Origin of the sequence: Accumulibacter sp., from assembly GCF_036625195.1 — a bacterium.
GTDB lineage: Bacteria > Pseudomonadota > Gammaproteobacteria > Burkholderiales > Rhodocyclaceae > Accumulibacter.
Genome location: NZ_JAZKUG010000001.1, coordinates 2,562,279 through 2,588,576, shown reverse-complemented (window position 1 = coordinate 2,588,576; position 26,298 = coordinate 2,562,279). Strand labels below are relative to the sequence as shown.

At 65.4% G+C, this 26,298-nt stretch carries 16 protein-coding genes and 1 tRNA gene; 3 read left to right on the top strand and 14 right to left on the bottom strand.

All coding sequences use genetic code 11. The features are described 5' to 3' along the window. Nucleotides 1–32: 32 nt before the first annotated feature. Nucleotides 33–725 (bottom strand): Bax inhibitor-1/YccA family protein, encoded by a 693-nt coding sequence (locus tag V5B60_RS11430; protein ID WP_332347113.1) that lies wholly within the window; start codon nucleotides 723–725, stop codon nucleotides 33–35. Nucleotides 726–968: 243 nt separating this feature from the next. On the opposite strand from V5B60_RS11430, the gene V5B60_RS11425 reads away from it, so the two are divergent. Further along, nucleotides 969–1,056: transfer RNA gene (locus V5B60_RS11425), tRNA-Ser, on the top strand. A 166-nt stretch (nucleotides 1,057–1,222) separates the two neighbouring features. On the opposite strand, the gene V5B60_RS11420 is transcribed toward V5B60_RS11425, so the two are convergent. Further along, nucleotides 1,223–2,515 carry an ISNCY family transposase gene (locus V5B60_RS11420; protein ID WP_434735327.1) on the bottom strand — a complete coding sequence of 431 codons (1,293 nt, stop codon included), beginning with the start codon at nucleotides 2,513–2,515 and terminating at the stop codon, nucleotides 1,223–1,225. A 302-nt stretch (nucleotides 2,516–2,817) separates the two neighbouring features. Here V5B60_RS11420 and V5B60_RS11415 point away from each other — a divergent pair, with 302 nt between their 5' ends. Beyond that, entirely contained in the window at nucleotides 2,818–3,432 is a 615-nt protein-coding gene (locus V5B60_RS11415) for a Uma2 family endonuclease (protein WP_034933360.1), read from the top strand. A gap of 383 nt (nucleotides 3,433–3,815) precedes the next feature. Here V5B60_RS11415 and V5B60_RS11410 read toward each other — a convergent pair whose 3' ends face one another. The 8 genes from V5B60_RS11410 to V5B60_RS11375 form a co-directional block, all read right to left on the bottom strand. Further along, entirely contained in the window at nucleotides 3,816–7,337 is a 3,522-nt protein-coding gene (locus V5B60_RS11410) for an SNF2-related protein (protein WP_332347112.1), read from the bottom strand. 50 nt (nucleotides 7,338–7,387) lie between these two features. Further along, complete coding sequence (locus V5B60_RS11405; protein WP_332347111.1) at nucleotides 7,388–8,785, bottom strand: EH signature domain-containing protein; 1,398 nt, start codon at nucleotides 8,783–8,785, stop codon at nucleotides 7,388–7,390. After that, a complete protein-coding gene (locus V5B60_RS11400) occupies nucleotides 8,769–9,497 on the bottom strand; it encodes an OmpA/MotB family protein (protein WP_332347110.1) in 729 nt (242 codons plus the stop codon). The genes V5B60_RS11405 and V5B60_RS11400 overlap by 17 nt, the downstream gene beginning before the upstream one ends. Before the next feature lie 2 nt (nucleotides 9,498–9,499). Continuing rightward, nucleotides 9,500–11,479 carry an anti-phage ZorAB system protein ZorA gene (gene zorA, locus V5B60_RS11395; protein WP_332347109.1) on the bottom strand — a complete coding sequence of 660 codons (1,980 nt, stop codon included), beginning with the start codon at nucleotides 11,477–11,479 and terminating at the stop codon, nucleotides 9,500–9,502. Nucleotides 11,480–11,671: 192 nt separating this feature from the next. Further along, on the bottom strand, nucleotides 11,672–13,015 hold the full coding sequence (locus tag V5B60_RS11390; protein ID WP_332347108.1) for a fused MFS/spermidine synthase: 1,344 nt from the start codon (nucleotides 13,013–13,015) through the stop codon (nucleotides 11,672–11,674). Between the two features lie 36 nt (nucleotides 13,016–13,051). After that, nucleotides 13,052–13,930 carry an HDOD domain-containing protein gene (locus tag V5B60_RS11385; protein WP_332347107.1) on the bottom strand — a complete coding sequence of 293 codons (879 nt, stop codon included), beginning with the start codon at nucleotides 13,928–13,930 and terminating at the stop codon, nucleotides 13,052–13,054. A 132-nt stretch (nucleotides 13,931–14,062) separates the two neighbouring features. Beyond that, the gene (locus tag V5B60_RS11380; protein ID WP_332347106.1) at nucleotides 14,063–14,884 is read right to left on the bottom strand and encodes a pseudouridine synthase; all 822 of its coding nucleotides are present in this window, start codon (nucleotides 14,882–14,884) and stop codon (nucleotides 14,063–14,065) included. A 584-nt stretch (nucleotides 14,885–15,468) separates the two neighbouring features. Next, nucleotides 15,469–16,047: a YMGG-like glycine zipper-containing protein gene (locus tag V5B60_RS11375; RefSeq protein ID WP_332347105.1), complete on the bottom strand. Its 579-nt coding sequence runs from the start codon at nucleotides 16,045–16,047 to the stop codon at nucleotides 15,469–15,471. Between the two features lie 461 nt (nucleotides 16,048–16,508). Here V5B60_RS11375 and V5B60_RS11370 point away from each other — a divergent pair, with 461 nt between their 5' ends. Then, complete coding sequence (locus V5B60_RS11370) at nucleotides 16,509–18,410, top strand: flagellar assembly protein A (protein WP_332347104.1); 1,902 nt, start codon at nucleotides 16,509–16,511, stop codon at nucleotides 18,408–18,410. 39 nt (nucleotides 18,411–18,449) lie between these two features. Here the strand turns inward: V5B60_RS11370 and cphA (V5B60_RS11365) are convergent, their stop codons facing one another. From cphA (V5B60_RS11365) to V5B60_RS11350, 4 genes are all read right to left on the bottom strand, one after another. Further along, a complete protein-coding gene (gene cphA / locus V5B60_RS11365; RefSeq protein ID WP_332347103.1) occupies nucleotides 18,450–21,032 on the bottom strand; it encodes a cyanophycin synthetase in 2,583 nt (860 codons plus the stop codon). Between the two features lie 78 nt (nucleotides 21,033–21,110). Further along, the gene (cphA, locus tag V5B60_RS11360) at nucleotides 21,111–23,282 is read right to left on the bottom strand and encodes a cyanophycin synthetase (protein WP_434735326.1); all 2,172 of its coding nucleotides are present in this window, start codon (nucleotides 23,280–23,282) and stop codon (nucleotides 21,111–21,113) included. Between the two features lie 163 nt (nucleotides 23,283–23,445). After that, nucleotides 23,446–23,919, bottom strand: a complete 474-nt coding sequence (locus tag V5B60_RS11355) for a DUF1854 domain-containing protein (RefSeq protein ID WP_332347102.1) — start codon at nucleotides 23,917–23,919, stop codon at nucleotides 23,446–23,448. Continuing rightward, nucleotides 23,916–26,240, bottom strand: coding sequence for an ABC transporter ATP-binding protein (locus V5B60_RS11350; RefSeq protein ID WP_332347101.1), 2,325 nt, complete (start codon nucleotides 26,238–26,240; stop codon nucleotides 23,916–23,918). The genes V5B60_RS11355 and V5B60_RS11350 overlap by 4 nt, the downstream gene beginning before the upstream one ends. Between the last annotated feature and the right edge of the window lie 58 nt (nucleotides 26,241–26,298).

Sequence of the window (26,298 nt, the reverse complement as noted above, 5' to 3'; positions counted from 1 at the left end):
GCGGCCGCCCCGTTGCTGGCGAGCCTCGCCGCTCAGTCGCGATCGCCGCTGAAGACCATCAGCAGGTTCAACAGGCTGACGAACACATTGTAGATGTCGAGATAGACCGCCAGCGTCGCCGAGATGTAGTTGTCCTCACCGCCGGTGACGATGCGACTGATGTCGTACAGGATGTAGGCCGAGAAAACCAACACGGCAACCGCGGAGATGGTCAGCGAGAGCGCCGGAATCTGGAAGAAGATGTTGGCCAGCGCTGCCAGCAGGACGACGATCATGCCGACGAACAGGAACTTGCCCATGAAGCTGAAATCCTTCTTCGTCACCGTCGCCACACCGGCAAGCGAGAAGAAGATCACACCCGTGCCACCAGCCGCCATGGCGATCAACGAACCGCCATTGCTGAAACCGAGCGCCACCTGCAGGATGCGCGACAGCATCAGACCCATGAAGAACGTGAAGGCCAGCAGCAGCACGACGCCCATACCGCTGTTCTTGGTTCTCTCGATGCCCCACATGAAGCCGAAGGCGATGCCGAGGAAGAGCATGAACGACAGGAAGGGGCTGCCGGCGAGGAATGAAAACTGCAGTTGCACACCGACCAAAGCGCCGATGACCGTCGGCACCATGGTCAGCGCAAGCAACATGAAGGTGTTGCGCAGGACGCGGTTCTGCTGCAGGGACAGGGTCGCAGCCTGCTGCGCGCTCATCTGGTACTGGGGTTGCATGGTCTTCCTCCTGAGTGACGAAATGCGATTACGCGGCTAAGACTAGCGAAAGATTGAGAAAGTTTCAATCGTGACGACCCGGGACTGGCGCAGCGGTCCGCCGCCAATGGCTTTCGTGTGTCGAGGCGTGCCGACGAGGAAGCGCCTGCCGGGCTGGGCCGTGCTATGATCCGCGCCATCACAGACGCAAGGCGGCACCCCTCTCGCCCGGGCCAACCGGCAATGCCCCACAGCGTCGCCCCGGGAAGCGTGGCAGAGTGGTCGATTGCACCGGTCTTGAAAACCGGCAACGGGCAACCGTTCGTGAGTTCGAATCTCACCGCTTCCGCCAGAAGGCCTACGTAAGTAATTGTTTTTATTTTGTTCGAGTCATGGTACTTCAGATTCAATAGCATTGTCAGCTTCGCTTGGGCCTTGACCCCTTTTCGCCCAGCAGTTCTCATTTCAAAATCCATGACAAGGGGGTGGTGAGGCTCGGAACTGTTGGATGGGGCGAGTCAGCTGGTGTCTGGGGGGTTGGGAGCAAGCCGCTGCTGCATGAAGCGCATGAGGTGATCCCAGTCATCGAAGGGCAGGTACTGTAGCAAGGCGCGCAGGTGTTCGAAGAAGGTTCGGCGGGAGGGCAGCAGGGCGCGCACCTTGGCGTAACGGGTGTCCATCCAGTCGAGGGCGGTATGGACCAAGAAGGCCAACAAGATCAGGGTGGCGAACAGGTTGGCCAAGAACTGTTTGCCGTGTCCGAAGTTGTGGTCGAAATGGTAGCCCTTGGTCTTGAGGGTGTTGTTGTTCTCGTTCTCGATTTTCCAACGCGCCCGCCCGGCGGAAGCCAGAGCGGCGACGTTGTGGCTGGTGATGGCATGCGAGGTGGCCCAGGCGTTCTTGAAGACGATGGCACCGCTGGCATCGGTGGTGACGAGTTCCAGCCAGTTGGCGATCACGGCATCGTCCGTGTCGCGCAAGGGCACTTGATGGGCGTAGCGATAGGTGTCGGTAAAGTGCTTCTTGCCGACACGTCGCGCCTGTACGACGCGACCGAGCTGGTCGTTGCGCTCGAAATCGCCAACCCACTCGTAGAGCGTGGCATGGGATTCGGGCTTGCAGGTGAACAGGAAGTCGGCCTGTTGCGCCCGCACCCGCAGGCAATGTGACTGATGGCAGTAGAGGTCGTCACCCAGATAGGTGATGCGCCACGGGCGGTAGTGCTCGCCCCAGCGCGCCAGCCAGCGGGCCGAAGCGGCCAGTTCGCAGTCCTGCTTGTCGTGGCCGTCCTGGCGCTGCACGAACTCCGGCGGCAACGGGATGGCGTTCGCCTGGCCCGGCGCCACCAGTACCGGCGTCACGGCAGTGTGGCGATGGAGAACCCTGCCGTTCTTCAGGCGCGTCTCGCTGCAACGGGGGCAGGAAATCTTTTCCGAGGAGAAGAAATCAGTGCCGTCCAGGGCAATCAGCAAGGTGTCGTTGATCGAGCGAAATCCCGCCAGATAGCCTTGCTGGTACAGCGCATCGCCCATCTCGGCCAAGACCGGGTACAGCCTTTCCGGCGGCACCGGGTCCAGCAGATTGCGAATCTGGTTATCGCAGGGAATCTCATGCACCCCGAACAGCGAAGAGGCATTGTTCCGCCCCAACTCCTTCTGCATCCTGACCTGGCTATCGAGGAAGGACGGACTTTGCGAGAAAAACACGGCGAAGGCCGACAGGGCCGCATCCTCCATCTCATAGCGCCGGGCGTTGCTCGGCTTGCGCCCGTCGGGCAAAGCCCGGAATGCATCCCGAACCTTCTCGATCAAGGCGACGGCGGGGCTCGGCAAGGGGATGGGGGCAACGGTCGAAATGGGGTGGGCGCCTGAAAATCATCAAAACTTCGATCAAGTTCGAGGTTAACACCATAACGTACTGTTTACCAGCATTATTTTCAGAAAACCGAAGTTCCCCTCAATCTTCACCGCCCAGGCCCGGCAATCCTCGTGCGCCAGCCTACGCCAACCGCCCCCTTGCGTGGGTTTGAAATGAGAACTGCTGCTTTTCGCCGTTGCGTTGCGGGCAAACCTCAAGGCACAATGGCAAGGCCTGCTCTGCCGGAGTCGATATCATGGCCGTGCCAAAAGCCACGGGACACCGCTTCACCTATGCTGACTACCGGCAATGGCCCGGTGACGAGCGCTGGGAACTGATCGACGGCGTGGCTTACGCGATGGCGCCAGCGCCGACGATAGCGCATCAGTCTCTTGTACTCGCCATTGCCGCACAAATCGATGATGCGCTTGATGGCACTCCCTGCCGCACCCTGATCGCTCCGGTCGACGTCCTGTTGCCGGTAGCGGACGAGGCTGATGATCAGGCGACGACCGTCGTCCAACCTGATGTTCTGGTGGTCTGCGACCCGGCCAAGGTCACCGAAAGCAACATCCGCGGCGCCCCGGAGTGGATCATCGAGGTCATCTCCCCTGCCACCGCCCGCCACGACCACCTGACCAAGCGCGCGCTTTACGAACGCGCCGGCGTTCGCGAATATTGGCTCGTTCACCCGGTCGACCGCCTCGTTACCCTTTACAGGCTGCAAGACGGCCGCTACGGCGGCCCGGAAATTGTCGAAATGACCGGCGAACGGTCGCCGGCCGTCTTCCCTGAAGTCGTCATTCGCTGGCAAGCGGTTCTGGACAAGCTGCCGCTTGGCGCAGCTCGCTCCGTCAATCCGCACGCTTGATGAAGACTGTTGAAAAGCGTCGTTCCCGCCAAAACGGGGATGGTTGAACGACAGCTCTCGGATCACGAAGCCGCCCTTCGCAACCTGCAGTCACCTTGGCATCGATTCCTGGCAGGGCCCGTGCCCGCCGGGCCGACTACGGGCACGGCTTCGTGGTCGCCCAATCCTGAACGGGTCGCGGCGTCTGCCCATCCTGCACCACCCACCGCCGGCCATGGCCCTAGTCGCGTTCAAGCAAGGTGTGCAAGAGGATCGCTTGGTCGTCTCCCTCGCTTCGGTCGCACCGCCGCGCGTTTGGGGTAGGGTCCGTTCGTGCACCCGGGTCTTAAAGAACTGGCCCAGCTCCCGTAGCCGGCCAGAAGGGGACTTGCACTGGCCGCCGGCTACTGCAAACCAGAGGATGCCAGCTCTCCGACCGTTACCGGATGCGCGTCCAATAGTGCGAGCAAGTCCTGACGTTCGATGAGTCGAACCCCCAACAGAGCCGCCTGGATCTTCGCGGACTTGTTGAACCGTTGGTTGGTCACTGCGATGCGCGTGAAGCGGACGGCCTCGTGCTTCGCCATGTATGCCTTTGCCCCCGCCGAGACGTCCTTGATGGCACCCCATCCCAAGGCCTGGCACTGGTTGCTCGACGCCTTGCACTGGATGAGTACGCCGTCGTGACCGCGTAACCCGACCACATCGACCCCGCCGTCTCCGCTCAATGGAGTCTGGTACGTGTGAAAACCCTGCTTTCCCCAGAGCAGAGCGCAGAGGGACTCGAGTTCATAGCCTTGGATCGTGCGAATCTCCTCCTCCCCGAGGATCTTCGCCAAGAAGTCCAGGCCCGACCCGTCTGCCTTAAGCTCCGCGAGTTGGTTCAGGTCGATATCCTCCGCTCCATTCAGCCAAGTCTTGGCCGCCAGATCACGCTTCCTCGTCAGCAATTCGCCCAGCCTCTCCTCGAAAGTCACATAGTCTTCGGCCCGCACGGTAGGATAGTAAACGGTGACTTTCTTCGCTTGGCCGATGCGGTATACGCGGTCGGTCGCTTGGTCCTCCTTCGCCGGGTTCCAGCACCGCGTGTAATGAATGACGTGATTGGCCTTCTGGATATTGAGTCCAAAACCCACTGCCTGCGTCGACAGGATTATGACACCGAATCCCTCTTCGGCCTGGAACTGATCAATCAGGCGCTGCCGCGACTGATCCTTTTCAGGCCGCGTTTCGCTACTGCCATTGATGACCACTGGTCTTTGACCAAATTGCTCGCCAATGTAGTGCTGAACGACCCGCTGGATCTCGCGCAGTTCGGTGAATATGATGACCTTTTCCCCTTTGCGGCGAATACCTTCGAGAACGCCCATCAACCAACTGAGCTTGGGCGAGTCGACCAATGCTTGACTCATGGGCTGGGTCGTATCGACAGTCTGGCCCGGCCACACGGGATGGGCGCAGAGAAGCCGGAGATGCTGCAACATCCCGAGCATTGCCTGTCCCACCTTCTGCTTGTCGCAAGCCTTGATCTTCTGCCGATGTGCCGACAAGGCCGCAGCGTACAGCCGCCGCTGGAGAGGAGAGAGACGAAGATCGCGACAATTCCTATCCTCAATCTTCGCCGGCAGGCTCGCAACCTCGCATTTCGTCCGGCGAAGCACCTGCGGCGCGAAGAGCTTATTCAGCTCCTCAAGTGCCTGTTCCTCTCTTACCGTTTTCGCCTCGATCGGCCGCTTGTATTTTCGCCCGAACTCGTTGAGCGCTCCCAACAGACCCGGCTGAACGAAGTCGAACAGGCACCACAGGTCGGTGAGCGAGTTCTCGACGGGCGTTCCGGTCGACGCAATCTTGAATTGCGCATTCATCGCTTTTGCCGCCTGCGTGACCAGCGCCGCTGGCGATTTGATCTTCTGCGCCTCGTCGCAGATCAGAACGCTCCACAGCTCTCTGGCCAGCGAAAACTCATAGTCTCGGAGGGTTTCGTAGGTTGTCAGAACGAGCTGGCAGTCCGCGCGCCAGCCAGGGCGCAAGAAGCGCGTGAGGCCCAGCTGGCGCAGCGGTTGATCGATTTCGTCAGGTCTCGCGCGAAGGTTCTTCAGCCCTTGTCCGTAGAGGGTGAGCACGCGGAATGTTCCGGGTCGGAAGAAGCGACTGATCTCGCGCGTCCAGTTATCCAGCAGAGTGACCGGAGCGACGACGAGCGCCGGGGGCGACGCCGGTGCCCGGGCGAACACCCCGGCCAAGAGAGTAAGCAGCTGCAGCGTCTTGCCCAGGCCCATGTCGTCGGCCAACAAGGCGCCACGAGCATGGGTTGGCGAGCATCGCCAGAGGTGCTGCAGCCATTGGACGCCTTGCTTCTGGTGGTCGAGCAAGTCGGCTTGGAGGGAGTGCGGCTTTTCGAGCGGCTGCTGGTTCTCGGCGAGGACAGATCGTCGCTCTTCCGAGTAGCCGACCGTTTCGATGTTGTGAGGTATCAGCAGAATGGGAACGGGGGCACGACCCTTGTCACTTTCGTCGGCAGAGCCAGGAGCAGCCTCTTGCCACTTGCCGGCCGCCACGTCCTCGAGAGCCCGATCGATGTCGGCCTTCAAGGCTTTGGCTTCGACGATGTCAATCGGCGTCGGCAAACCAGGCCATTCAATCTCGGTTCGCACCGATCGCTCTGCGTCAGACAGCAGCTTGGCAAACGCTTGCTGATCCTCTTTCGTGAACGGCAACAGGAGCGTCTGATTGCTGCCGGGAAGCGCGAAGGACACACCGACTTCGACCTTGTCCGGCAGCCAGTGGGTCGCTTCACCGGTGCGTACGATATACGGAGAATAAACTCGCTGAGCCGCGCCAATACCTTGAACGCGAGGCGCATAACCGGCGATGTCGTACACCGACCGCTCGGTTATCAACGGACGCGGCTTGGGCAGGATGGCCGCAGGCGCCTCGATAGTGTCCAATCCTGCTCCCGACCTCGCCGCCTCGAACTCCTCGGGCGGCAGAACGGAGGCCACTTCTTCGCCGAGAAGCGCGTATGGATTGTGCAGAAAAGCTTGCGCCTTGGCACCTGCAACTCGACGACCCGGCATGCCCTTGATCACTTCCAGGACTTGCCGAACGGTGGGTTCGACGACGATGTGAACGATGCCTCCCTGCGGCAAGTTCAAGTCGTAGCGCGTCAGTACGGACTCACCCTGGTCGAAAACGTCAAGCCACGTCTCGGGTGCGTCGGCAAATCCAGGCCTGATCTCTATCACCGGCGTGTCGCACACGTCCGTGCGTTGCAACTGGAGCCGCAGCGTCTGAGGGGTCAGTACGACGGTTCGATCGAGGAAGTGGTCCAGCCTGGCCCCGGCCTGCAGAGCCAGCCTGCGAATTGAGCCCCACTCCCGAAAATTCCGTTCTCTGGTCCTCTCAGCCGCTGTCAGACGCGCGTACGCCTGCACCGCTTCCAGAAGGAGCCAGGCTGCCTCGCTCAGCAGATAGTCTTCGCACCCGACGCGCACCACCGCCCCACGACGCTCCACCTGCGCGTGCACCCGATTTCCGGTGTCTTCGTACCACCCATCGAGGTACACACTGAAGTTGGCGTCATCGAGAGCCCCCGCGCTCGACAAGCCGGGACGGCCCTCAAAGAGACGAGGAAGTCCGAGCAGCGGCAAGCTGGTCGCGTGTTGGGAGAGACCGCGAAGGCGGTAGAGGCTGGCCCAAGTGGCGCTCAGTCCCTCCGGCCCAAGAGACGCAAATTCCTCCTCCTCGAGCTGTTGGAGATAGGCAGCCAATTCCCACGAGTCAAGGTGCAGGCTTTGCGGCTGCCTGATTAATTCACCGATCGTGCCGGAGGGCACGACGAACCTCAGACCGGAGTCGCCGTATTTCAGCTCGATTCTCGGGGCCTCTGCCTTCGTTCGCCCAGCGAGGCCAGCGAAGCTGCGCATCTGCCATTCCTTCACTGCCCGGCCAAGGGCCCGCACAGGCAGCTCTCGAATCATGCGATCATGACGCCCAAGTCGCGCAGCCCCGGCCACCGCTCAGTGCCCTCGATGAATCTATCCTCCCAAGCAGCGGCGTGCCCTCCCCAAAAGACGCGAAGTTCCCTGTCCTTCAGATCGTCGGGATAGGTCAGGCAGCCCCGGCTGAATTCGAACGGCGTCTGGTTCTCCCTGTAGCCGTAGCATGCGTCACCGATATCTCCGAACTCGACAAAATAATACGCTCCAATCTTCATGATGAAGGCGTTGCGATTGCCACCACCGCCGTCGAGTCGGCTGTAGCGTCCCTTCCTCCGGCTGCGAAACTCGACCCAGTTCGGTAGCGGATTCCTGTACAGTTGGCTGCCGAGAGCGATGTGCGAAAAGGAGATCTGACCAATGAATTGCATCCAGAAGTCGAGCCGCCTCTGATCAGCCAGACCTCCGGCCTGCAGCCGATGGAAGAAGTCCTGGAGATCCTCGAGTACCAGCCACTCACTGACCATCGACTTGACATCGTGCTGGACCAGTCCCCACATCACCTGCTGAATCAGATGCGGACTGCCCCAAGTCTCGAGAGCGAGCTGTTTGAGGCCTTCGTGAACCCGATGGTCCGCGCATCGCCGGTAGCGAGTCAGAAGCTGTTTCAGACCGTCGTCCCTGACTGACGGATGGTTTTGAAGCTGCAAAAGCAGGACGTCGAGATGGTTCTTGAAGGGCTCGTCGCCGTAGGCGATCACTTCGTCGACCTGCGAGAGCACGAGACGGGCCCAGAACCAACTGCCCTCGGGGATACTCAGGTCGTGGCGCAATCGATCCACGCCGTCCCGCTCGCCGCGCAAGGCTTCGCCTGCGTACTGACGGCACGGCTCGTCGCCGAGCAGCGCCTGGTTTTCGTTGAGCACGTTCAGCCACGGCAGGTGGGGTCGCAACGCTCGGGGAGTTTGTTCTGTCAGGCCAGCAAGGTCCTCGGCCAGCCAGGCCCGCAAGCGGCGCCAGTTGACCTCTCCGGCACTCCCCGGAGTGGCGGGATACCGGAAGTAGCCATCGAGAAGTCCCTGCCAAGCCAAGGTAGCCGGGCGCCGCCGCGTCGCCTCGTCGAGAAAGGCATCGAAGTGCGGCGAATCCTCGATCAGCTGCACTGTCGCGCCGCAGCGTTGAGTAAGCCCCCAGCAAGCCAGCCAGAAATCCGCTCCGTTCAGCGCGCCGCCCCCCAACTCGCGCAGCGTTCGTAGCGCGCGGCAAATCCTGTCCGTTCGCGGACGCATTGACTTCTCCCCGACCTGCTGGCGTATTCGTTCGACCACCTGGCGGATTTTCTGCAGGCCTTGGGCCTCGCCTTGGCGCACCTGCCCGGCGATCTGCCCGACGGCTTCGCCAAGGCGCCTGTTGAGGCGCTCAACGGGTGACGGCATGACGCACCAACTGACATTGCCCGAGAGGGGCATCGAACGTAAACGATCCGGGCGACATGGCGTCGTCGGAGTCCTTGTCGACCGACCAGAACTCGAGCTTGAACTCGACCCTGCGGCTTTCCTCGTCGGTAGCTCGCGAGGCGTTGAACGAGTACCCGCCGACCATGAACAGATCCCGCATGCGGCGTTTCTGTGCGTCTGACAAGCGCCGCTCTCCGGGAAAGGGATCGTCCATCAAGGCACAAAGCACGCTCTGCGCGCGTTTGAGGCTCAGATCCAAGTTGAACAGATAGCTGCCGACCTGACTAGTATACCCCTCGACGACGATCCGCTTCAGCAACCTCCTGCCGCACGGCGAGTCGGCGAAATCGAGGACGACCGGGGCAAACTCCCGTAAGGTACGCGCGTCCGCTCCCGACAGGTCGTAATCCCTGTGCGCGAAACGCGCGCGTTCGCCAAAATTGACCCGGCGGTTCTTGGTGTCGACGACGACGTTTGCGAAGCCCGCAGCGCGCGCCCGAAATTCCGCCATGCACTCATTGACCTCGGCTTCGTGTCGATCGTTGCGACTGGTCACGGCAAACAACGAAACCGCCATGACCACCAAGAAGAGCATCATCAGGGCAGTCATCAGATCCGCATAGGAAATCCAGAAGGGTCGCTCTCCTTCATCGCGACTCACACGCCCCACACCCCACTTGGATCCGAACATGCCTACTGACGCTCCTGATGCTGCCCGACGACCGCGGCGAGTTCCGTGAATGCCGCCCTGAGCAGCTCTGTCCCGGTCCCCAGTTCCTGCTGGAAAGCCGCGTTGCTGGTCCTGAGTCCGTCGGCCACCGCCTGCCCGAAGCTCTTGAAAGCAGTATCGAGCACCTCATTGACCCGCTCCAGGTACTCGCCAGCCTGCGTCTCAGCCTCGGCCAGTTTGTCGGCCGCAGCTTTCATGTTCGCCACCAGCTTCTCGCTGACGCCCACCTCCTGCCGCGCCTGCTCGACGGTCTGTCGCAAGTTCCTCTCCATCTGACGGACGCTGTCGTGGATACCCCTGAGGTTTGCCATCTGCGTCGAGAGGTTGCCCGCTGCCTCGCGCATCATCGTCGCCACCTGCGTGATACCCGCGAGGGTTTCACCGGCGGCGGCGATTGCACTGCCGACTGCCTGGCCTCCCTGAGTAAACTGATCGGCCGCCAAATACATCGTTTCGGCACCCGCGTTCATACCTCCGATGGCCGCAGTAGTAACCTCATGCAGCTGCGTGGCATTCCGCTCCAGCGCGATGGTGGAATTTCCCACCGCCCGGATCAGCCGCTCTACGGCGTCTTCGACGCTCTCGACCATCGCCCGCGTAGCGCCGTCCATCCTGCCAATCCTCTGATCATCTGCCCGCTCCGCGGTGACCCGATGGTCCTCCAGCGCACGCGCCGTCGCCTCGAGTTGGCCGCGAACCAGCTGCAAGGTCTCGTCGAGATGCTGCCGGTTTGCCTGCTGGCTTTCTCCTGTGGCTCGTCGCACCTCCGCCAAGAACTCCCCCATTCTCGTGAGCAACGCAGCCTGGCGTGCCTCCGACCTTGTCAACGCCTCTGTCAGCCTGTCCGAGAACTCTGCTGCGCTGGTCTGGCCGACTTGGCGCAGGTCGCCTGCCAGATCCTGGAAGCCTTGCTCAACTTCCTGGATCGAGGCGATCGACTGCGTGAACATCTCGTTCAGACCGCGCATCTGCCCACCGAAGGTTTCCTCGAGTCTTGCCATGAACGCCGTCAGTACGTCCTCCAGCATGCCCTGTACGGCCGTTCCCTGCTGTCCCGCTGCACGCTCGACAACGCTCGCGATCTGCTGCAGGGGCTCCCGCAGGCTCTCCCTCAAGGCATCGCCCACGCCTGCGGCCACCTGTTGACTATGGGAATCGCTGGCCTCGATCTGACGCTCCGTGAGGTCCGTCAGAATCTGCCGGAGATCCTCGACGAGACTCTGCTTCAGCAGCCTGGTCTGGGTGGCGCTTTCCTCGCCGGCCCTGACCAGCCGGGCGAGATACTCCTCTCCGGCACCAGCCTCGTAGAGCGAGTCGATCGTCTGCGCAAGCTCTTCCACCTGCTTGTAGCGGCGATTCAGCTGCTGCTTCTCGACCAGTGTGATCAGCATCGCCATGGCGATCGCGATGGCCGAAGCCGTGAAAGCCTCCATCACCCCCTGCATCAAGGCACCGAGACTCGCCTTGATTGCTTCACCGCTGCCGGTTGGTTCGAAGCCAGCCAGGCCGAGAATCAGACCGAGAAATGTTCCGATAATCCCGATCCCGGTCAGGAGGCCCGGCAAGTGGCGAAAGAACTCGCTGTTCAAGCACGCGTCGACGACAACATGGCTGCTGAAAAACGCGTCGGCCGGGACGGTGGCCCTGATCTTGCGCAAGCGATTCTCTCCATCCACTGCCTCATACTGGAGGTGGAGTGTCTCCGCGTATTGCCCCCATAGATGCCCCAATACCCTGTCTGCCCCGAGAATGTCGGAGACCCTTTCTCGGAGCACAGGAATATCCTCCTCGCCCGTGCGCAGAAGGCGAATGGCCGGAATCACCCGACGCAGTAGTCTGCCCAAGCGCCAAGACGGCAACCAGTACCCCCAGACAAAAGCGAGAGCGAGAATGGCAACAAGAATTACGACCACGTCCCGGATCACATGCTCGGTGACGATCATTTACGGCCTCCCAACAGTCAGTGGCTCTTCCTCACATCCGATCCGTGGTCCCTTGTGACTCAAATCTCCGGCATTATGGCGCAACCACCCACAGCCGCGATCGGAGCCGCACCAAGGACGACTTTTCTTTGTCGCGGGCTCGCTGTGCGAGCCCGCGGAGCCCCGTACCCCTGTTCACGTAAGGCATGGTCGTCAGCGTGATCGCGCCAAGTCGAAGTCGGCTCGGTTGCGCTCGTCGGTGAACAGTTGCGCCGCTTCCGGCTCGTCGCCATTGCGACAGGTGACGATGACATTGGCCAGCACCTGCCGCTTCTGCAGCACCTCGACCGCGCAGCGACCGTACACGCTCTCGATCGTCGCCAGAAGGTTGCGCGCATAGGGGGTGGCGAGCGCGCTGTCGAGAATCAGGTTGGCGATCAGCAGACCCTGCGGGTCGAGAATGCGGCGCGTCGCCTGCCAGAACTCGCGGGTCACCAGATGCCCCGGGATCGATGAGTGGGCGCCGTAGACGTCGACGATGACGGCGGCGAAGCGCTGCTCGCTGCGGACGACGAAGCGGCGCGCGTCGTCGGCGACGAAGTCGCCGTTTGCCTTCTCGCGCAGGAAGTGCTTCTCGGCAATCTCGCGCACCGCCGGGTCGATATCGACATAGGTGTAGTGATTGGCCGGCTCGCCGTGCGAGACGGTGAAGCCACCGGCACCGAGGACCAGGATCCGGCGCCCGCGAAACTGCAGGTCGTCGAGGAGCATGCCGCGGATATGCCTGATGTAGCGCGCGTAGCGCGGCGGCTCGGACTCGTCGATCAGCGAGGCAAAGGAGTTGTTGTTGCGCAGCGCACGACCATCGATGGCGCCCTCGTAGGCTGCGGGCTCGACCAGATAGCTGGCGTAGGCCGTCTCGATCTGCGGCCGCAGCCAGGCGTTGGCCGTCACCGCCGCGACTCCGACCAGCAGCGCGACGAGCGCTGCCGACCAGGCGCGCGCGCACAGCAGGGCGTGCCCGGCGAGCAGCAGCAGCGCACAGAATGCGACCGCAGCCGAGACGCCCAGCCACTGCATCAACACCAGCGACAACGACAGCGAGCCGAGAAAGGAGCCAAGCGTCGAGTAATAGAGCGCCTCGCCACTCGCCTCGCCAACGCGCTCGTGCTGCAACAGGTTGCTGAGGATCGGCACTGTCTGCCCAAGCAACCAGGCCACCGGACAGAGTACGCCAGTGATCAGCAGGAGATAGGCGATCTCCGGCGGGTTGATCGCGGTGAAGACGAGGTCTACGGCGGCGCCCGACAGCCCGACGCCGATCAGCAGGGCGGCCAGCAGGAAGTTCCTCGCGACGACGGCGCGGTAGCCGGCGGCGACGCGGCCGCCGGCGTGATAACCGAGGGCAAGCGCGAGGAGGAAGAAGCCGATCGTCGGCGCGGTGACGACGATCGAACTGCCCATGTGCGGGATGATCTGGCGCAAGGCGATGACTTCGGCGCCGAGCGAGCAGAATCCTTCGATGAAGACGACGGCAAACAGCAGGAAGCGGGGCATCGGCAACTCACCGCGTTGCCGGACGGAGTTCGCCAACTAGAGCCCCGATCCGCCTGGCCCGCGTTCGTCTTCGAGGAAACGCGGCACCACATCCGGTGGCAGTTGCAGGCGATGCAGCAGCGTCTCGCGGCTGATGTGCAGCAGATGCTGCACGGCGTCCAGGTCATCCGCGATCGCCGGGTCGCCCCAGCCATCGGCCGTGTGGCGGGCGAGATCGACCGCCAGCTTGACGTTGCGCACGCGCGGCAGGTGCGCGTTGCCGTCGTCCATTATGGTGAGCAGCAACTCCGGCAGCCGCCAGGCGTGACAGAGCGCGAGTTGCAGTTCGGCCAGAGGAAAACCGAGTACGGCCTGCTGCACCGCGCCGCTGCGCAGGCTGCGGTCGGCCTGCTGCCGCTGGCGCATCGTGATCGCCAATTCGGGTGCGGTGCACCAGACGAGGATCTCCGCGGTGTCGTGCAGCAGCGCCGCGAGGGCGACCTCCTCGACGTTCATGTCATGGCGGGCGAAAGCCCATTCATGGGCATAGCGCGCCGCCCGCTGTGCGCGCAGGACGACCTGCAGGACGCCGAGCAGGGCAGCCGGCTGCGCGCCAAGCCTGTTCTCGAGCGTCTGCGGTCGGTCGAAGGCGCGAAAGAACGGCTCGACACCGAGCATCATCACCGCGCCGGCAATGTTGGTGATGTCGCCACGCAGGCGGCGGCTGCCGACCGACTGGATGTAGGCGAGAACACGCGCAGCCAGCAGCGGATCCTGCAGCACGATGTCGGTGATTTCGCGACCGCCGACGCGCTCGCGGTTCTGTCGCGCCTCGTCGAGCCGGCGGACGGTCTGCCGTAGCACGGGTATCTCCTGGCTGGCGATCAGACTGAGCCAAGCTGCGAGATCACGGGGGGGGCGCTTGTCGAGCATCATGGCTGCCTCCAAGTCCTGACGACTTGCTGCGAAAGGGTGCTGCCGAACGGGCGACGGCGCGATGGCCCGGATGGTAGCCGCAGCCGCCGCGGCTCGCAAGCGCGGCGGCGTCCGCCATCGCTGGCGTACGGATCAGAAGCGCTCGTCGGCGCGCAGGTAGCGCCAAGCGCCCGGCGGCAGCCTACCGAGCGAGACGCTGCCGATGCGCACGCAGCGAAGTTCGCGCACGCGCAGTCCGAGCAGCGCGCACATGCGCGGGATCTGCCGCGGCAGGCTCTGGCGCAGGACGATGCGCAGGCGGTTCTCGGCGAGCCAAGAGACGTCAGCCGGCCGCAGGCGGATGCCGTCCAGCACCAGCCCATGCCGCAGGCGCTCGATCCCGCCCGCTGCCAGCGCGCCCTCGACCAGCACGTGGTACTCCTTCTCGACGCGGGCATCGCCGCCGGCCAGGCGCCGCGCCACGCTGCCCTCCTGGGTGAACACCAGCATTCCGCCGGCGCTGGCGTCGAGCGCGCCAGCCGGCGCCAACCCGCGCAGGTGGGCAAGGACGAAACGCTGCGCAGGGTCGTCTTCGACCCACCGATTGTCGCCACGGATGCGGCCAACAGCGGTCTCGCGCCCCGTCGGCGCCGGTGCATCGCCGGCAGGAGTCGGCTTGTGGAACAGGATGCTGACGCTCGCGCTGCGGTGCTTGCTCGCCGCGTCCCTGATCTCGATTGCCGCTTTCGGGCTGACGCGGGCGCCAAGGCGGTCGATCACCACGCCATCGACGCTGATCCAGCCGTTCTCGATCCATTCGTCGGCCTCGCGGCGTGAACATCCAGTCAGTTCGCTGACCAGCCGGGACAGCCGCGGCGGCTCCTTGGCCAAGCCGGGGCGAACCGATGCCACCGCCGGCTGGCTCGGCGGCGGCTCGGCGGCAGGTTCCGTCAGTCTCGTCCCCGGTTCAGCCATGCCGCCGCTGGCTGCCGCCGCCGAAGCCGCAGGCCGCGACGGTGGGCAGGCGCGTGCGCCGGTGCTGCGCGCCACGCCGCGTGGCGGATGCTGCTTCCTCGGTGCGTCCGGCTGTGGTCCAGCCGGCCGCCCGCCAGCCGCCGCGCCGCCGCTTGGCTGACTGCTGCTCGCGCCGCCTGCGTCACGCCCTTCTGGCGGCGATGCGCCGGCGCCACGTCCGGCGCTTGGCGGCAGCGCGCGAGCGTCGTTCGCCTTGCCAGGGAACGCCACACCTCGCGCCATATCCGGACGCTCCGGCTGCGTCCTCGGCGAGCGCCGGGGCGAAGCCGTCACCGGTTCCGGCCGCGGCAGGGGCTGGCTGGCCGCTGCCGGCGGCGCATCGGATTCGGAGCGCCGCCGGCCAGCATGCTTGGCCACCGCCCCCTGCCCACGGATCGGCCGCCGGGGACGGCCGCTCGCTTCGCCGGCAGCGACATCGGCAGCAGTCTTTGCGGGCAGCTTGAGGGTCGAGCGGGACATGGCTGGAGCTTTCGTGGCGACGAGTGCTCCAGTTTACGCCAGAAGTCTCCCAGCGTCGTGCGGCTTCAACGTGCCGGGGGGGGTGCCGGTGGCGCGCCGCGCGGCGGCAGTGGCGCGGCTGCCGCTGGCGGGGGCGGCGGCGCTCCACGCGGCGGCGGTGGCGGCGGCGGCAGGGCCACGGCCGGCGGACCGCCAGCGCCGGGCCGCAGCGGGTAGCCACCGACGACCGGAACCCTGTGGCCACGACCATACATGCACTGCACATAGCTCTGGTCGTAACGCCGCTGCAGCTCGTAGGCCGATGCATTCGCGGCAGCGGCACCGGTAACGCTGCCGGCGAGCAGGCCGACACCCGCTCCAACCGCGGCGCCGCTGGAGCCGTCGATCGCAGCCCCGACGGCGGCGCCGATTGCCGTTCCCAGGACGGCGCTTCCGACCGCCGAGTCGGCGGCCGCGCCTTCCGGTGTCTGCGGACCGATCGAGCGCCCGGCGTAGGCCCTGCAGAGCTGGTCGTCAATACGGAACTGCTCGAAAGTCCGCCCGGATCCCGGCAGCGCCATGACCGCCGGCCCTTCGGGCGGCAGGCTGACGCAGGCGCCGAGAAGCAGCGCTGAAAGCAGTGGAGCGCAACGGCAGCAATGCATGATCGCAGGCGTGATGGTGGCGAGTCAGGGAGCGCTGCCCGTCTTGCTCTCACCGGCACGGACACGCTCGACAACCTGCATAACGCGGGTCGAGTGCAATGGCTGACATGCCTCCCCCAGGGATCGCCGTCCGTCGGCGGACTGCTGCCAGGCTCCGGCTGGCAGCTGCGGTCTGGAGCCCGTCGGGTGCCGGCAGGAATGCGGCGGGAGGTGCTGCAAACCGCTGCCGCCGGACGGCATGTAGCCGACGGCGCTTTCTGGTACGCTAGGGGCAACGGTTCGGACGACAGGCAGTCCGCACAGTCGTGCCCCGAACCGCGATGCTCGCCATCGATGAACCGCTCGTCCTCCACCCTCTGCGAAGAATGGCGTGCAGGCAAGCGGCAGCGGGTGGCACCGTGCATGCAGGAGCAGGCGCCCGCATTGCGGCGCAGCGAATTGACCGGGATCTGACTGCCAGAATGCCACAACATCCGGAAAGTGCCATCGGCAACCTCGCCGACCTGGAGGCCGGGCAGATTGCCCTGTCGCGCTTCATCGCCCAGCGCGCCGACGGGCTTTACGTGCAGCCGAACCGACTCGACTCGGCAGCAGACTTTGCCGACTTCGTCAATCGCGTCTTCGACACCGGACTCTATTTCCGTGGTCTGGACTACGCCCATTTCGCGTGGCTGCTCTACGGTATCGCCAGCGGCCTCGACCGCGAACCGGTGGAAGAGGTGCTGCTGGCTGCCGACATCACCTTCTTCCGACCGGAACGCCGCGCACTCTACAGCGCAATGCTGATCGACGGCGACGAGGCTGCCTATCTATTCGAGCCGCTCTACCGCGACGCGGGCGACGGCGAAACGGTGGCCGAAACCCGCATTCGGCTGGATATCGACGAGTTCATCGCCACGGCCTGGACGCAGGGGGTGCGTTTCGGCATCGACATCGCCGCGACCTGCGCCGGGTTCGAGGTAGACAAGGCCGAGCGCCGGGTGATCGCCCACAGCCTGCCCTTCGTACCGGGCAAGGACGCAGAGGTGTGCGAGCTGGCGCCGGGACTGCACCGCAACAACGCACCCCGCCGCCTGTTCGGCGACCGGGTCGATCTGCGCCAGTTCGAGACGCGCTATCCGCAGGTCGCCGCCGGTCTGCGCCTGGTGCGGAAGAACCCGCGCGTTGCGGGCGTCGATGGCCGCAGGCTCGATGGCGAGGTGCTGCCGGCGCCGATGCCAAAGGACTTCGATCTCGCGACCCTGGCCGGACCTGGCACCCGCATCAGCCACGAGGACGGCGCCGAATACCTGCTGGCGACTGTCTGCGGCTTCCTCAGCATCGACCGCCAGAGCAACCAGTTTTCCGTGACCGACAAGATCGTCAGCCACGAGGGCGTCAGCGTCCGCACCACCGGTGACCTTCTGCTGACTGGCGAGGAGTACGAACAGCACGGCGAGATTCAGGAGAAACGCGTCGTCCAGTGTCGCAGCATCACTGCCTACGCCGACGTATACGGCAGAATCATCTCCAGCGGCGGCGTCGTGCGGCTGAAGCGCAACCTCGTCGGCGGCAGTGCGAGCAACGAGGACGGGGACATCACCGTCGAGGGCATGGCTTCCGGCGCCACCCTGACCGCGCTGGCCGGCTGCATCAACGTCAAGCGGGCAGACAACTGCGTCCTTGCCGCTCGCCAGGTGGTCGTCGGACAGGCGACGAACTGCCACATCGTCGCCGAAGAACTGACGGTCGAGGTCGCCGAAGCGAGCGCCCTGGCGGCCCGGACGGCAAGCCTCGGCGCTGCGCGGGCACGACGCGAACTCGATACCGTGCTGCTGATGCTGCTGCCCGACCTGAGCACCTTCGATGCCACGCTGGCCGGCCTGCGCGGCAGGCGGCTGGCGACGGAGAAGGCGATCACCGCGCACCGCGCCCGCATGGATGCCCTACGCAGCGACAAGGAGGTCGCCAATTACCTGGCGCTCGCGCAGCGGCTGCGCAATCACGAGGCGACGCTGACCGCCGAACAGCAGGTGGGCTGGCGCCGGCTGTCGGCACTGGTCGCCCCGACCCTGCGCTCGCTGTCGCAGTTGTCCGATCTGGTGAAGGAACTGGCCACCGAGTCGGACGCCTGCGGCAAACAGATCGATGCCGTGCTGGCGGCCCGGGAAGAGGCGTGCAGCAAGGTCAACTGCACGATCGCCCAAGTCGAAGGAGAAACCCGTGTCAGTGCGCTGCTGCCGCGACCTGCCGAACCGCACCTGCATGCCCTGCCGGTCAAGGAACTGAAGGCGCGCATGCGCCGCACCGATGCGGCAACCCGGCTGCTGTTCGCCGGCCATACCGGCCCGTTCTCGTGGAGCTACCGCAGCCGTCCCACCTGAGGCGCAACGCCCCCCGGCGGCAGGCGCGGCATGCCTCGCCTAGCCTTCCCGCAACCGCTGCTTGATGTGCTCGAGGGCTTCCTCGATCTGGTCGATCAGGATCAGGCAGAGATCACCGGCGGCAAGCTCCGCCAGTGCGCTGTCGATCGCCAGGAATTCGCCATGAATCTCCCGGATGTGCCTGGTTCGCGTCGCCTGCTGCAGGCCGGCACGCAACAGCGCCAGCACTTCACCATCGGCACGGCCACGCTGGCACTGATCCTGGTAGAGAATGACGCGATCGAAGGCACCGCCGAGAATCTCCGTCTGCTGGCGAATGTCCTCGTCACGCCGGTCACCGGCGCCGCTGATGACGACCGAACGCTTGCTGCCCGGCGCTGAAGGCATGTTGTCGACGGCGTCGACGAGAGCCTGGATGGCGTCCGGATTGTGCCCGTAGTCGGCGATCAGCTTCGCCCCGCGGTAGTCGAAGAGGTTGAAGCGTCCGGGAGCGGTCTGCACGTCGCTGACGAAACTCGCCAGACCGCGTTCGATCGTCTGCCAGTCGAGTCCCAGCGCCCAGGCGGCGGCGATTGCCGCCATCGCGTTCTGCACCTGGAAGCCGATGGCTCCGTCCTGCGTCAGCGGGATCCGGGCGAGCGCGATGCGATGTTCCATGCCGCCGCCCGAGGCGACGAGAGACGCACCGTCGCGGTAGACCACCCGCTTGCGCTGTGCGCGGTGCATCGCCATCACCGGATGATTGCGGTCGTTGGCGAAGAAGCTGACGCTGCCCGGGCAGGAGTCGGCCATGCGCGCCACCATTGGGTCGGCGGCGTTGAGTACGGCGACGCCGCGTCCCGGTCTGACGTTCTGCACGATCACCCGCTTGACGACCGACAGCTCCTCGACGCTGCTGATGTAGGATAGGCCGAGGTGATCGCCCAGCCCGATGTTCGTCACCACCGCCACATCGCAGCGATCGAAGCCGAGACCCTCGCGCAGGACACCACCACGTGCCGTCTCCAGGACCGCTGCATCGACGCGCGGATGGAAGAGCACATTGCGCGCGCTCTTCGGACCGGAGCAGTCGCCGGTGTCGATCCGCCGCCCCTCGACGTAGACGCCGTCGGTCGTCGTCATGCCGATGCGCAGACCCTGCTGCGCCAGAATGTGGGCAATCAGGCGAACGGTGGTCGTCTTGCCATTGGTGCCGGCAACGGCGACCACCGGGATGCGCCCGTCCTCGCCAGGGGCGAACAGGTTGGCGATGATCGCCTCACCAACCGGACGTCCCTTGCCGAAGGACGGCTGCAGGTGCATGCGCAGCCCCGGCGCGGCGTTGACTTCGACGATGCCGCCACCCTGCTCCTCGAGCGGCCGCAGGACGCTGTCGCAGACGACGTCTACACCGGCGATGTCGAGGCCGATGGTCTGCGCCGCGGCGACCGCCTGCGCGGCAAATTCGGGATGCACGTCGTCGGTGACATCGGTCGCCGTGCCACCGGTTGACAGGTTCGCATTGTTGCGCAGAACGACGCGCTTGCCGCGCGGCGGGACCGAATCGGGAGTCAGTCCCGCCTTCGTCAGGCGGGCGATCGCCAGGTCGTCGAGGCGGATCCGGGTCAGCGACGTCGCGTGCCCGTCGCTGCGGCGCGGGTCGCTGTTGACCCGATCGACCAACTGCCGGACGCTGTGCACGCCGTCACCGATGACCAGCGGCGGATCGCGTCGGGCAGCGGCGATCATCCGGTCGCCGACGACCAGCAGCCGGTAGTCATGGCCGGGCAGGAAGCGCTCGACGAGTACCTCGTCGCTGATCGCGCTGGCAATCTCGTAAGCGTCCTCGATCTCCTCGCGGCGCGTCAGGTTGACCGCCACGCCCTTGCCCTGATTGCCGTCCTGTGGCTTGACGACGACCGGCCCGCCGATTTCGCAGGCGGCGGCCCAGGCATCCTCGGCGCCGAGAACCGGCCGGCCGAAGGGAACCGGGACACCGGCGGCATGCAGGAGAACCTTGCTCAGTTCCTTGTCCTGGGCGATCGACTCGGCAACGGCGCTGGTCCTGTCGGTTTCCGCGGCCTGAATCCGGCGCTGCCGGCTGCCCCAGCCGAACTGCACCATGCTGCCTTCGGTGAGTCGACGGTACGGTATGTTGCGCGCCACGGCCGCGTAAACGATGGCGCCGGTGCTCGGACCCAGGCGGACGTCCTCGTCAAGCTCGCGCAGGCGCTGCAGCGCGCCGTCGAGCGCGAAATGACGATCTTCGACGGCAGCGCGGCAGAGATCCTCGGCCAGCTCGAAGGCGAGACGGCCCACCGCTTCTTCACTGTACTCGACGACGACCTGGTAGGTGCCGGCTTCGACCGTCTCGGTGGTCCGGCTGAAGGTGACCGGGCAGCCCGCCTGCGCCTGCAGGCCGAGGGCGGCAAATTCGAGCGCCTGCGCCATCGATACCGCCTCGTCGTGGCCGAGCGGCCGCAGCATGTCCAGCTCGGGAAAGCGCTCGCGCAGGCGGTTCTCGAAGGCCGGCATGTCGTCGATGTTGCGCTCGCCGTCGGCACAACGGACGATCGCCTCGATCGCCGTGTGCCGGCTCCACAGGTTGGGACCGCGCAGGGCGCGGAGACGCGAGACTTCCATGAATGACTCCCTTCGAGAAATTGCCTGTCAGAAGTGCTGCGGCGGAGTACCGGTTCGCTGCCGTCCCACCGCCGCTGCTCAACCAGCGGTCGCCGTTTCGAGAGCGGTGCGGACGATCTCGGGAGCGATGCCGAGAGCCCAGGCAGCCGCCGCAGCCGCGAGCACGTGGTCCACCTGCGGCGCGCTGCGTCCGGCATCCGTGAGCGGGATCAACCGCAGGCTGGTGATCACGGTGTCGCGCTCGCGGCTGCCGAAAACCACCTCGCCAGCACGCACGAAGACCGCCCGGCCACCCCGCCCGCGGTGCTCGACGACCGCCGGCAGGTCGCCGTCAGGAGCAAAGAAGATCACTTCCCCATCACACAGTGGCGCCATGTCGACGAGCATCGGCTGGCTGGCATTGAGAACGGCTGCACCGCCGGGCAGGACGACATCCACCTGCGTGCGCAGGATGGTGAAGACTTGTTCGGCGGTGGCCACATCGTGGTGGCCGAAGTGCCGCTCGGGTTCGACGTTGGTGACGATGCCGACCTGACAGCGGTCGTAGGCCAGCCCGTCGTCGAGAATGGCGTCACAGCCGTTCTCGACGATGGCAGCTTCCACCGTGCGGTTCATCAGGATCCGGTTGGCCGATCCCCAGTTGGCGGCATCGCCCGGATCGATGCAACGGCGGCCGACGAACAGGCCGCTGCTGCACGCCAGCCCGGTGTTCCTGCCGCTGAGGCCGACGATGGCAGCGAGCAGACGGGAGACCGCGGTCTTGCCGGTGCTGCCGCTGACACCGACCACGGGAATGCGACCGTCGTCACCGTTCGGGAACAGTTCGTCGACGATGGCCCGTCCGACCGGGCGCGGCTGGCCATTCGCCGGTTTCAGATGCATCAGCAGACCCGGGCCGGCGTTGACTTCGACGATCGCACCGCGCTGCTCGTCGAGCGGGCGCGAGATGTCCTCGCAGACGAGGTCGACGCCGCAGATGTCGAGACCGACGATGCGCGCGGCGAGCGCGGCGGTCGCTGCCGTCTCGGGATGGACGAGATCGGTGACATCGTCGGTATGGTTGCCGCTGCGCACGATCAGGACCTCGCGGCCGGCCGCCGGCACCGAGTCGGGAGTGAAGCCCTGACGCGTCACCTCGAGGCGGGCTACCGGATTCTCGGCGAGGAGGATTACGTCGAGCGGGAATTCCTCGGCGGCACCACGCCGTGGATCGGAGTTGATCTGCAGGTCGATCAGTTCGTCGATCGTCGACCGACCGTCACCGACCACCGTTGCCGTCTCACCACGCGCGGCGGCGGCGAGCTTGCCCCCGATCACCAGCAGACGGTGCTCGGAACCCCGCACGTAGCGCTCGACGATGACCCCGCTGCCCTCCTCGACGGCAGCGGCGTAGGCCGATTCCACCTCTGCGCGCGCCATCAGGTTGGTGAACACGCCGCGGGCGTGGTTGCCGTCCGACGGCTTGACGACCACCGGCAGGCCGATCTCCTCGGCGGCGTCCCAGGCGTCAGTGGCGCTCTCCACCAGACGCCCCTCGGGTACCGGCACACCACAGGCGCCGAGCAGGGTCTTCGCCAGGTCCTTGTCACGTGAGATGCCCTCGGCGATGGCGCTCGTCCGGTCGGTCTCCGCCGTCCAGATGCGCCGGCTGCGGGCGCCGTAACCGAGTTGCACCAGGTTGCCCGTCGGCAGCAGGCGGATGAACGGAATCCGCCGGTCCTTGGCCGTTGCCGCCTCGACGATGCACCCGGTGCTCGGTCCGAGCAGCCGACGCTCGGCGAGGTCGGCCAGGCGCTCGACGGTGCCGGCGACATCGAAGGCTTCGTCATGGATCGCCGCCAGCAGCAGTTCGCGACCGGCGTACAGGCAGCTGCGCGTCACCTCCTCATGCCAGGCGCGGACGACCACCTTGTACACCCCGCGCGTCGAGGTTTCCCGCGCCTTGCCGAAGCCACCCGGCATGCCGGCCAGATTCTGCAGCTCGAGCGTCACGTGCTCGAGGATGTGGGCCGGCCAGGTGCCCTCCTGCAGCCGCCGCAGGAAACCGCCCGGCTCGCCGTAGCTGCAGCGGTGGTCGGCGAGGGAAGGCAGAAAGCCCGCCAGTCGCTCGGGAAAGCCGGGGATCCTGTTGGAGGGAAAGTCCTCCAGGTCGCCGATATCGACCAGCGCTTCGATCACCGGACGGTAGGTCCAGATGTTCGGACCGCGCAGATGGCGGATTTCGAGAAACTTGATGTCTTTGCTTTTCATGGCGTCGGTCCAGGGACGAAAGGGTTGGCGCGCGCTGGCGCGGACGGGATGGCAAGCCGGCACAGCGGACCGTCGCACCGGTACGATCCGCCGGGCATCGCGGTATCAACGCGGGACGCGACGATCGGCTGACCCGCGGCACGGGCAACGGGCATCGCCCGGCTCACAGGAAGCGATCGAGGATCCGCCGGCTGTGCTGGTCGAGCGCATGGCGGTCGCGGATGAGGAAGTGGATGCCGTGACTGTCGGCGATCAGCAGGGCCGGCGACGCCAGGCGACGGATGTCCTCCTCGCCCTTGAGGACGAAGCTCGTGCGGCCGCGATCGGTCTCGACCTCCCAGGTGCTCGGTGTCGCAAAGCTGCCGACACCGACGATGCGCTGGATCACCGGCATGAATTCACGCCCCGCCAGTTCGTCTGCGAGCAACAGCCGCAGGTCGTCCGGCAGGTCGTCGAGGCGGTCGATCCAGATCAGCTCGTGGCCATAGGGATCGACCAGGGCGAGGCCGTCGTCGGGCGCGGTGATCGGGAAGGCGCGTACCGGTGCGACGCCTTCATGGATCTGGCCATCGGCCGTGCGCAGTTCGAGGCGCCCGAAGGAATTGCGCTGCAACTGGTAATCCGGGCACGGCTTCATTCGCGATCTCCCTCGTCCTCGCGGTCGATTTCCAGCCGCCGCAGTTCTTCTTCGGTATCGACGTTGCGCGCCTGTGCCTGGTAGAGGCGGTAGTAGTGTCCCTCAGATGCCATCAGCTCGTCGTGGCTGCCAACCTCGACGACGCTGCCGCGATCGAGTACCACCAGCCGGTTCGCGTCGCGCAGCGTCGACAGGCGGTGCGCGATGGCGATCGTCGTCCGGCCGCGGACCAGGTTGTCGAGCGCTTTCTGGATTTCCTTCTCGGTCGTCGTATCGACCGAAGAGGTCGCCTCGTCAAGGATCAGGATGCGCGGGTCGATGAGCAGCGCACGGGCGATCGAAATCCGCTGTCGCTCGCCACCCGAGAGCGCCTGCCCGCGTTCACCGACGAGCGAGTCGTAGCCGTGCGGCAGGCGCAGGATGAACTCGTGCGCGTGCGCCGCGCGCGCGGCGGCGACGATCTCGGCACGCGTCGCCTCGGGCTTGCCGTAGGCGATGTTCTCGGCAATCGTGCCGAAGAAGAGGAACGGCTCCTGCAGCACCAGTCCGATGTGCCGGCGGTATTCGGCAACCGGCAGCGACCGGATGTCGACGCCGTCGATCAGGATCGCCCCTTCGCTGACGTCGTAGAAGCGGCAGATGAGATTCACCAGGGTGCTCTTGCCGGAGCCACTGTGGCCGACCAGGCCGACCATCTCGCCGGGCTCGATGGCGATGCTGATGTCCCGGGTCACGCTGCGCGTGCCATAGCGGAAGCCGACGCCGCGCAGCTCGATGCGGCCGGAAACCTGCGGCAGGTGTACCGGGCTGGTCGGCTCGGGGACGCTCGAGACGTGATCAAGAATGTCGAAGATGCGCTTCGCTCCCACCGCGGCCTTCTGCGTCACCGAGACGATGCGGCTCATCGAATCGAGGCGCAGATAGAAGCGGCTGATGTAGGCAAGGAATGCCGTCAGCACGCCAACCGTGATCCGGTCGCCGGCGATCTGCCAGATGCCGAATGCCCAGACGATCAGCAGGCCGAACTCGGTCAACAGGGTGACCGTCGGCGAGAAGACCGACCAGACGCGGTTGACGCGGTCGTTGACATCCAGGTTGCGAACGTTGGCGGCGCGGAAGCGCGCCGCCTCGCGCGCCTCCTGGGCGAAAGCCTTGACGACGCGGATGCCGGGGATCGTGTCGGCGAGGACGTTGGTCACTTCTGCCCAGACGCGGTCGACGCGCTCGAAACCGGTACGCAGGCGCTCGCGAACGACGTGGATCAGCCAGGCGATGACCGGCAGCGGCAGCAGGGTCACCGCCGCCAGCCAGGGGTCGATCGAAACCAGGATCACCGTCGTCATGGCGATCATCAGCACATCGGTGGCGAAATCGAGCAGGTGCAGCGAGAGGAAGATGTTGATGCGGTCGGTCTCCGAGCCGATGCGCGCCATCAGGTCGCCGGTCCGCTTGCCGCCGAAGTACTCCTGCGACAGCTTCAGCAGGTGCTCATAGGTTGCCGTGCGCAGATCCGAGCCGATGCGCTCGGAGACCAGCGCCAGGATGTAGGTGCGTCCCCAGCCAAGCACCCAGGCGAGGAGCGACGATCCGAGCAGGCCCGAGAGGTAGAGCAGCACCAGCCCGGGATCGATCGGCTGCCCGTTCTGGTAGGGGATCAGCACCTTGTCCATCAGCGGCATGGTCAGGTACGGTGCCACCAGCGTCGCGGCCGTTGTCAGCAGCGACAGGATGAAGGCGCCGAGCAGCTGCTTGCGGTATGGCCGTGCGAAGCGGCCGAGGCGGAGCAGGGTCCAGGTCGACGGTGGTTCGTGAATCTCGCGGCTGCAGGCCGGGCACTCCTCCTGTCCGGCAAGCAGCGGCGTCTCGCACTTCGGACAGAGGGTGACACCCGCCGGCGGCGGCAGTTCGCCGGTCAGCCGGAAGCTGAGCTGGCGCATGAAACGCTCGACCAGCCGGCCGGCCGCGACGTCGCTACCGAGCGTGTAGCGCCAGTGTGCGAGCCGTCCCGCGGTGTCGCACAACTCGAGCGTCCCGACGCCGGAATGGTCGCGCCGCGAGAGCAGCAGACCGCCGCGATAGGCCCAGCTCTGCCAGTCCTGCTCGCCGGCCGGACTGGCCAGCAGGCGCTCACTGCTGACGACGACCAGACCATGGGCAAAATGCAGTGCGCCGTCGAGATCGATCTCGAGCCAAGCGAGCACCTGCTCGCCGGGGGCCAACTGTGTCGCCAGGCGCTGCGACCAGACGGGCGGCAGAACAGGCCCCGACGGGCCGGTCGGCGCCGTGGCATCGGCAGGGAGCGTGCGATTGGCTGCGGACATGACGAAGACCGGGAGCGGGCAAGGGCGCAAGTATAGCGCCCTTGCCCGCTCCCGGCTG